Source organism: Phenylobacterium sp. (genome assembly GCF_044372605.1).
Taxonomy (GTDB): Bacteria; Pseudomonadota; Alphaproteobacteria; order Caulobacterales; family Caulobacteraceae; genus Phenylobacterium.
The window spans coordinates 1-5,489 of sequence record NZ_JBILRO010000232.1; the positions used below are offsets into that span (position 1 = coordinate 1).

Sequence of the window (5,489 nt, forward strand, 5' to 3'; positions counted from 1 at the left end):
CGGACCGTCGAGATCCTGCGGGCTGACGGACGGCTGATCCGCGACGTTCGGCCGCTGTGCCGGATCAATGTGCAGGTGACCGTCGAGCGCGATGGAAACCGCGAGAACGGCTACACCGGCGCCGGCGGCCGCGCTGGCTTCGAGGCCTGGATCAGCCCGGACAAGTGGCAGGCCCAGGTGGACGAGGCGCTGCGCCAGGCGCTGACCAATCTGGACGCCATCCCCTGCCCGGCCGGCGAGATGGACGTGGTGCTGGGTCCTGGCTGGAACGGCGTGCTGCTGCACGAGGCGGTCGGCCACGGTCTGGAGGGCGACTTCAACCGCAAGGGCACATCGGCCTTCTCGGGCCGTATCGGCGAGCGGGTGGCGGCGCCGGGCGTGACCGTGTTCGACGACGGCACCCTGCCCGGTCGCCGGGGTTCGCTGACCATCGATGACGAGGGCACACCCACTGAACGCACGGTGCTGATCGAGGACGGTATCCTGGTGGGCTATATGCACGACCGGATGAGCGCGCGGCTGATGGGGCTCGCCCCCACCGGCAATGCGCGGCGACAGTCCTATGCCCACATGCCAATGCCGCGGATGACCAATACGGCGATGCTGAATGGCAGCCATACCCAGGCCGAAATGATCGCCTCGACCAAGCGCGGCCTCTACTGCGCCAACTTCGGCGGGGGTCAGGTGGACATCACCAACGGCAAATTCGTGTTCCAGTGCACCGAGGCCTACCTGATCGAGAACGGCAAGATCACCACGCCGGTAAAGGGCGCCACCCTGATCGGCGACGGTCCCTCGGCGCTGACCCGGGTGACGATGATCGGCGACGACTTCGACTTCGACCCCGGCGTCGGCGTCTGCGGCAAGTCGGGCCAGAGCGTGCCGGTGGGCGTGGGCCAGCCGTCGCTGAAGATCACCGGCCTGACCGTGGGCGGGACCAGCGTCTAGACTGCACTGCCTTCCCCGTTCACAGGGGAGGGGGAGCGCCGCCGATCAGGCCTCGCGCTCCGGGGGAGCCGTCGTGGTATTGGCGCCGTGGTCCCAGTGGCGGATCAGATAGCTCAGGCCGATAAAGACCACGCCGCAGCCGATGCCGGCCCAGCCCAGCTTGTTGAAGCCGTCGATGGAGGTGGCAAGGGCCGCCGCCGGATCCAGGACCTGGCCGCCGACCGTCTCGGTTCCCATGGCGCCGGCGATGATGCCGCCCACGTACTGGGCGATGGAGGACGCCAGGAACCATACCGCCATCATGAACGACACGATCGAGGCCACCGACAGCTTGGTGATCTGCGACAGGCCCACAGGCGACAGGAACAGCTCCCCCGTGGTGTGCAGCATGTAGAGCAGCGCCAGGATGACCAGCGGCATCCGGAACTGGTCGTCGGCCATCCCCTGCGCCCAGACCACCACCAGGAAGCCAAGCCCCACCTGGATCAGGCCCAGGCCGAACTTCATCACCGGATTGAGATCGAGGTTGCGGCTGGCCAGCCAGGCCCAGAGGGCCGCGAAGATCGGCGCGAAGATCAGGATGAAGCCGGCGTTGAACGACTGGGTCTGCGCCGCCGATATCCCCTGCAGATCGACGTTGCGGTCGGCGAACAGGTTCAGCGACGTGCCCGCCTGCTCGAACAGGGTGAAGAACACCACCGAGCCGAAGATCAGCACCATGGCCAGCAGCATCCGCTCTCGCTCGACCTTGTCGCATCTGGCGACGAGGAACCAACCGATAAAGGCCAGCGCAACGACGGTCGAGATGCCCAGCGCCCAGCCGACGAGCTGGTTGCTCTGAACCAGCAGCCAGATCGGGATCACCCCCAGCACACCCAGGCCGTAGATCAGCCACTCAACGTTCAGTGGGCCAGCCACCTTGCGGGTGAGCGCCTCCGGAACCGGCGGCTCGCCCTTGCCCATCAGATGCTTCTTGCCCAGCACGAAGACGATGAAGCCCGCCGCCATGCCGACGCCGGCGAGACCGAAGCCGGCCCACCAGCCAACCGTCTCGCCCAGCAGACCGCACAGCACCGAGGCCCAGAAGGCGCCCAGGTTGATGCCATAGTAGTAGAGGGTGAATCCGGCGTCGCGGCGTGGATCACCCTGCGGATAGAGTTGGCCCACGATGGTGGAGATGTTGGGTTTCAGGAAACCCACGCCGACGATGATCAGGGAGATCGCCAGATAGAAGGCGGTCTTGCCCAGCGGATCCGACTGGGTCTCGATTGTGTAGGAGCCCTTCGGCAGAACCGCAGGCAGGGGCGCGCTGGCAGGCAGGCTCTCGATTTTCAGGCCGCCACCCTCGGCGGGACCAAACGCATGTGGCTGGCCGGCGACGATCAGGCGAACTTCCCGGGACTCCATTCGGCCCTCGGCCGAGATCTGATAGCTCTGGCCCGCATAGGTCAGGGCCTGGGTCGAGGGTCTGCCCTCCACCGCCATGGTCAAGTGCCCCGCGACCAGCAGCAGCGCGCCGAAAGCCACGGCCTTGCGCGTGCCGAGCCAGCGGTCGGCCAGCAATCCGCCGACCAGCGGCAGCAGATACACCAGCGAGGTGTAGGAGCCGTACTGCGCGCCGGCCGTCTCATCATCGAACAGCAGGTGCTGGGTCAGGTAGAAGATCAGGATCCCGCGCATCCCGTAGTAGGAAAACCGCTCCCACATCTCGGCGAAGAACAGGATGATCAGGCCGCGCGGGTGGTTCTTGAGCAACTGGAGCAGCACCGGAATGCCGGTGACCAGGGTGATCACGATGCCGATCAGGACGACGATGTTCATAGGAAAGGGGTTCCGGTGATCAGGAAAGGTATGACGCCCCAAAGCCCCCGGCGCGCCTGTCGCAAATCTGCACCGACACAATCACGCGCCATCCCCAAGTACAAGCAAGCCGGCTATACTTTTGCGGGCAATCGGGCCGCTTCGCCCCCTTGAGGCTCTCAATGAAGATACCCGGACCCGACCATCCGATCACCATCACGACCGCGCGGAACCGCTGGCAGGCGCGCTTCAACGGCGAGGTGATCGCCGACAGCGCAGATGTGCGCGTTCTGAAGGAGGCCAGCTACCCGGCGGTGATCTACTTCCCACGCGCAGATGTCACCATGGCGGCGCTGTCCCGCACGGAGCGGTCCACCCACTGCCCCTACAAGGGCGATGCGGCCTACTATTCGCTCAGCGTCGGCGACCGGAAGACAGAGAACGCCGTCTGGACCTATGAGGCGCCCTACCCGGCCATGGCCGAGATCGAGGGCCGGCTGGCCTTCTACGCCGACCGTGTGGAAATCCTCGAGGTCAGATAACGCCGTCGCGGTTCTGGGCCAGACGCCAGCCGGTGTATTCCGGCAGGCTGGTCACTTCGCGGACACACCACTTGGGAATTTCGAAGGACATGGCGGCCATGCGGTTGCTGGCCTCACATTCGGCCAGCATCAGGCCTTTCAGGTCGCCCTCGAACACGTCGACGGTAAAGCCGCCCAGCTTGTGCCGCAGCTTGCTCAACCGCTCGCCAGGCAGGGCGGCCAGCACCGCATGCTCCTCGGCGTTGAGATAGAGGTTGGCCATCGGGCCGATCAGCGGGTTGTCCGGGGCGTATTTCTTGGCCAGCTTGAACTCGCGTTCGCCGGTCGAGAGATGGGTGATGGCGCGCAGCCGAAGCCGGCCGCCGTCAATGTAGAGATCCTCGATCCGTCGCGCGCCCGCTGCGTCAAGTGTCGGCGCAACTGCCGCGTCCACCAGAAACCGGCGCTCGGCGACCCAGTGGGCATACTTCGGAAGCTTTACCGGCATCGTTCTCCCCCCAAGCCCTGCCGGTCCGACCGGATCCGGCCCCACGACCAACTCTCCCAGGGTGCAAACCCCATTGAGCGGGACAGGCCGCAACATCGTACGTCTCGAGACGGGCCGGCGCAGACGCCGACCTTGGAGCGGCCGGGGGGAATCGAACCCCCGACATTCAGCTTGGGAAGCTGACGTTCTACCTCTGAACTACGGCCGCGCTGGCGACCCTTTAGCGGCTCGCGCGCATCCCCTCAAGGCGTGCTGGATCGGCAGCTGAAGTTCGATAGGGATTGTGGACCGCCCCGTCACCGCCGCTGTTTGGCGCAAAAGGGAGTACGAATAGGCCAATCGCGGCTGTCAATTGCCCTGCGTTGACGTGCGGCCGCGAGAGTCGCACGATAGGCGCAAAGCTCAGGGAGTTGAAAGATGGCCGACGGCGAGATGCTGCAGCAGGCGAAGTTCCATTCGATGGTGGAAGGCACCGCCGAGGATTGGGCTGCGATCAGCCGCGCCGGCCAGGCGCACCGGGGCGAACATGTCGACCGGATCGTGAGCCACCTGAACCTCCTGAAGGGCGACCACGGCGGCTTTGCCGTGGATCGACTGGAGCACAGCCTGCAGACCGCGACGCGCGCCCACCAGGCCGGTCAGGACGAGGAATATGTGGTCTGCGCCCTGCTGCATGACATCGGCGACATCCTGATGCCGGCCAACCACGCCGAGCTCGCGGCGACCATCCTCAGCCCCTATATCTCGGACCGGAACCTCTGGATGCTGGAGAAACACGGCATCTTCCAAGGGTACTACTTCTTCCACTACCTGGGCCTGGACCGGGATATGCGCGAGGAATTCCGCGGCCACCCGGACTTCGAATACACAGCCCAGTTCTGCCACCTCTATGACCAGAACTCGTTCGACCCGGCGTTCCAGTCGATGCCGCTGGAAGCCTTTGTGCCGATGATGCGCCGCGTGATGGAGACGCCGAAGCGATCGATCTATCGCAAGCCCCAGACCGCCTGACGGCGCCTACTGCCCCTGGCCCAGGGTAAAGCCTGCCTCGCCATCGAAGGTGCAGAGGTGCTCGGTCTTGATGAAGTCGATCCCGGCTCCGACCGCGCGGCTGCTTAACGCCACGATCTCGTTCAGGTCGATGGACCCGCCGCCGTTCATGAACCGGCAGCGCCAGTGATCGGTGCAGAAGGTCTCCGGGATACCGCCCGGCCAGACCTTGACCCCGCGATTGGTGATCATCTTCAGTTCCAGCGGCCCGCCCACGATGCCCTTGAGCCTGGCGGCGTTCCTCAAGAATGTGGAGTTCCACTACGTTGATGCGCTCAGCCATTGCGGTTGATTGTCATCACCCCTATCATATGCATAACAAATCATTCCATTCACATCGGACTGCATGATAAATCTTGAACTGAACCTGGTCCGAAGTTTTGTGGCCATTGCCGAGGTGAAAAGCTTCACCCGGGCCGGCGAGCGCCTTGGCCGCTCCCAATCGGCGATCAGCCTGCAGATCCGGCGACTGGAAGACCAGATCGGCGTGCGGTTGCTGTCGCGGGATCCCCGCCACGTGGTGCTGACGGCCGACGGTGAGGCCTTTCTGCCCCAGGCGCGCCGCCTGCTACGCCTGAACGATGAAATCCTGTCCGGCCTGAGCGGCGGCGACGTGGCGGGGGAGGTTCGCCTGGGCGCACCCGAGGATTTCGCCACCGTCC

The 5,489-nt window shown here is 65.1% G+C and carries 7 protein-coding genes and 1 tRNA gene; 4 read left to right on the forward strand and 4 right to left on the reverse strand.

Features of this window, described 5'->3' with window-relative positions; translation table 11 throughout:
* Positions 1-948: metallopeptidase TldD-related protein (locus ACIQ42_RS15390; RefSeq protein ID WP_397423131.1), on the forward strand; the 948-nt coding region annotated here is incomplete at its 5' end.
* Between the two features lie 45 nt (positions 949-993).
* On the opposite strand, the gene ACIQ42_RS15395 is transcribed toward ACIQ42_RS15390, so the two are convergent.
* Entirely contained in the window at positions 994-2,769 is a 1,776-nt protein-coding gene (locus ACIQ42_RS15395; RefSeq protein WP_397423132.1) for a peptide MFS transporter, read from the reverse strand.
* Between the two features lie 161 nt (positions 2,770-2,930).
* Between ACIQ42_RS15395 and ACIQ42_RS15400 the strand changes: the two genes are divergently transcribed.
* Complete coding sequence (locus ACIQ42_RS15400) at positions 2,931-3,290, forward strand: DUF427 domain-containing protein (RefSeq protein WP_397423133.1); 360 nt, start codon at positions 2,931-2,933, stop codon at positions 3,288-3,290.
* Here the strand turns inward: ACIQ42_RS15400 and ACIQ42_RS15405 are convergent.
* Positions 3,283-3,777, reverse strand: coding sequence for a hypothetical protein (locus tag ACIQ42_RS15405; RefSeq protein ID WP_397423134.1), 495 nt, complete (start codon positions 3,775-3,777; stop codon positions 3,283-3,285). The genes ACIQ42_RS15400 and ACIQ42_RS15405 overlap by 8 nt on opposite strands.
* Positions 3,778-3,910: 133 nt before the next feature.
* Positions 3,911-3,985 (reverse strand) — tRNA-Gly (locus ACIQ42_RS15410).
* Positions 3,986-4,194: 209 nt separating this feature from the next.
* Here ACIQ42_RS15410 and ACIQ42_RS15415 point away from each other — a divergent pair.
* The gene (locus ACIQ42_RS15415; protein ID WP_397423135.1) at positions 4,195-4,788 is read left to right on the forward strand and encodes an HD domain-containing protein; all 594 of its coding nucleotides are present in this window, start codon (positions 4,195-4,197) and stop codon (positions 4,786-4,788) included.
* A gap of 6 nt (positions 4,789-4,794) precedes the next feature.
* Here the strand turns inward: ACIQ42_RS15415 and ACIQ42_RS15420 are convergent, their stop codons facing one another.
* Positions 4,795-5,073 carry a hypothetical protein gene (locus tag ACIQ42_RS15420; protein WP_397423136.1) on the reverse strand — a complete coding sequence of 93 codons (279 nt, stop codon included), beginning with the start codon at positions 5,071-5,073 and terminating at the stop codon, positions 4,795-4,797.
* 100 nt (positions 5,074-5,173) lie between these two features.
* Here ACIQ42_RS15420 and ACIQ42_RS15425 point away from each other — a divergent pair.
* A partial coding sequence (locus ACIQ42_RS15425; protein WP_397423137.1) for a LysR family transcriptional regulator occupies positions 5,174-5,489 on the forward strand: 316 nt, incomplete at its 3' end.

Bases quoted from the DNA above. Each gene is read 5' to 3' on its own strand.
- ACIQ42_RS15395 (WP_397423132.1), bottom strand. From the start codon at position 2,769: ATGAACATCGTCGTCCTGATCGGCATCGTGATCACCCTGGTCACCGGC.
- ACIQ42_RS15405 (WP_397423134.1), bottom strand. From the start codon at position 3,777: ATGCCGGTAAAGCTTCCGAAGTATGCCCACTGGGTCGCCGAGCGCCGG.
- ACIQ42_RS15415 (WP_397423135.1), top strand. From the start codon at position 4,195: ATGGCCGACGGCGAGATGCTGCAGCAGGCGAAGTTCCATTCGATGGTG.
- ACIQ42_RS15400 (WP_397423133.1), top strand. From the start codon at position 2,931: ATGAAGATACCCGGACCCGACCATCCGATCACCATCACGACCGCGCGG.